At 68.9% G+C, this 2,557-nt stretch carries 2 protein-coding genes; both read left to right on the top strand.

The window, feature by feature from the left end:
- Positions 1 to 340 (top strand): DUF5372 family protein (locus tag AB0E07_RS39785; RefSeq protein WP_362263365.1); only part of this gene is annotated, 340 nt, incomplete at its 5' end.
- Between the two features lie 140 nt (positions 341 to 480).
- Positions 481 to 2,526 carry a recombinase family protein gene (locus tag AB0E07_RS39780; RefSeq protein WP_362263362.1) on the top strand — a complete coding sequence of 682 codons (2,046 nt, stop codon included), beginning with the start codon at positions 481 to 483 and terminating at the stop codon, positions 2,524 to 2,526.
- Positions 2,527 to 2,557: the final 31 nt, after the last annotated feature.

Here is a 2,557-nt window from a genome sequence, read left to right as displayed (position 1 = left end):
GAGGAAGGGCACGAACTCGGCCCAGGCGTTCTCCCAGAGGGCATCGCGTAGTGCCCCTCTTCGTGGCGTTTCTGAGGACACTTTGCTGGTCACGCATCCGTTCCATCCGCTGGTGGGGCGCCGGTTGCGGGTGTGCCGAGCGGTGCGCCGCTCCGGCGGTCTGGTATTCATCTGCGCTGCCGGTGACGGCGTGACGGTGACGCTCCCGCAGGGGTGGACGGATCGAGGCCCGACGCCGGGCGGGAACCGGCTCGCAACCGACGGGCTGGGTGCGCTGTCTGCGCTGGTAGACGCCCTGATGAGCCGTGGTGCCGAGCTGGGGGATGGTGGATCCTCGTGAAGGGTGCCCTTTTCCTCGCGGCCTTCGGCGCCCGGGCAGTCGGTGACGGGTGGTGACCATGGTCGAGGACTGGAGCCGGAGCGTCGTGCTGCTGGTGGCGAACATGGTCGAATCCTTGGTGCGAGGGGAGGAGGACGGTGGTGAGCGGGCTGCAGAAGATCACGTCCTTGCACCGGTCGAGGCAGGCGCTGATCTATGTGCGGCAGTCGACCCTGCTGCAGACACGGGAGAACACCGAGTCAACCGCCCGCCAGTACGGGCTGGCCGACCGCGCCCGGGAGCTGGGCTGGGCACCGTGCGACATCGAGGTCGTGGATGCGGACCTGGGGGCTTCGGGCCGGTTCTCCGGAATGCGGGCCGGATTCCAGCAGCTGGTGTCCCGGGTCTGTCTCGGCGAGGTCGGCGCGGTCTTCGGGCTGGAAGTCTCCCGGCTTTCCCGTTCCTCTGCCGAGTTCGGTCGGCTGCTGGAGTTCGCGCGGCTGACCGACACCCTCCTGATCGACGCCGATGGCATCTATGACCTGGGTGATTTCAACGACCGCCTGGTGCTGGGCCTGAAGTCCACGATGAGCGAGGCCGAGCTGCACATCCTGGCCGGCCGTCTGCAGGGAGCCCGTAAGGCGGCCGCCGAGCGTGGCGACCTGCGGCTGCCCCTGCCCGTCGGCATGGTCTATGCCGACGACGGGACCATCGTGGTGGACCCTGATGAAGAGGTGCGAGCCGCGGTCGCGGACGTCTTCGCCCTGTTCGACCAGCACGGCTCCGCTCTTGCAGTGGTCCGAGCGTTCACCGGACGTCGCTTTCCCCGCCGGGATACCGGGGTGTGGGACGGGCGCCTGGGCTGGGGACGGCTCACCCATGGCCGGGCCGCCGCAGTGCTGAAGAATCCTGTCTATGCCGGGGCCTATGTCTTCGGTCGCTCGGTGAGCTCTCGCAAGGTGCGGCCCGACGGCACTGTCATTACCACCGTCAGCCGGCGGCCCCGCGATCAGTGGGCCGTACTGATCCCCGACCACCACGAGGGCTATATCTCCTGGCAGCAGTATCTGCAGATCGAGGCGAAGCTGGCCGCCAACCGGACCCGCGCGAAGGCCCGGCCGCCGCGTGAGGGGGTGCCGGTGTGTCAGGGCATCATCTTCTGCGGCTCGTGCGGCTTCCCGATGAGTACCCGTTACCGGCGTGCGGACGGCACCGCGGACTATGTGTGCACCCGGGCCCGCAGCGATGCGCTTCTCACCCCGGGCTGCCACTCGATCGCCGCCGCGGCGGTCGACCCGCAGGTGGTCGATCTGCTGCTGGCCGCGCTGACTCCCGAGCAGGTGCACCTCGCCGTGGCCGCGGCCGATGAGGTCCACCACCGCCACCAGCGCTCGCACCGGGCCGCCGAGCTGGCCGTGGAGCGGGCCCGCTATGAGGCCGATCGCGCCGAGCGGGCCTTTGTCCAGGTCGAGCCGGAAAACCGGCTGGTGGCCCGCTCGTTGGAGAGCCGGTGGGAGGCGAAACTTGCCGCGCTGGCCCAGGCCGAAGCGGCGTTGGCGGACCTGGTCGCCGCCGAACCTTCTCTGCCCGAGCCCGCGCGGCTGCGGGAGCTGGCCCGAGACGTGCCGGCACTATGGCGGTCGGCGACGACCACGGCCAGGGACCGCAAGCGCCTGCTGCGCACCCTGATCGCGGACGTGACCGTGCTCCATGTCGATGACGCCCGTGCTCACATCGGGGTGCGCTGGCACACCGGCGCCCTCGACGAGATCACCTGCGACCGGCGTACCAACCGCAACCCCACCCGAGCCGTCGAGATCGTCCGCGAACTGCTGGATGTCCGCAGCGACGCCGAGATCGCCGAACACCTCAACAGCCTCGAATTCACCACCGGCAACTGCCGCCCCTTCACGGTGAACTCCATCCGTCACATCCGGGCCCAGCACGCGATCGGCTCCCGGCGCAACAACCCCACCGAACCAGGGGAGATCACCGTGCCCGAGGCCGCCAGGATCCTCGGCATCCACGAAGCCGCGATCTACCCCTGGATCCACAGCGGCGAAATGACCGCCCGCCAGGCACGACACCGCCGCTGGTGCATCACCTGGAACAACGACATCGAGGCGTACTGGAAACAACGCGTGGCAACCTCCTCCCACCTCAAGCGACGAGCGAACACCAACTACGAGACAGGACAGGCAGTATGAAGCCGACTTCCCAAAGCCGCACGATCGCCGG

The sequence above is a fragment of the Streptomyces sp. NPDC048002 genome, from assembly GCF_040653275.1.
GTDB lineage: Bacteria > Actinomycetota > Actinomycetes > Streptomycetales > Streptomycetaceae > Streptomyces.
This window is presented reverse-complemented; position numbering and strand designations above follow the sequence as displayed.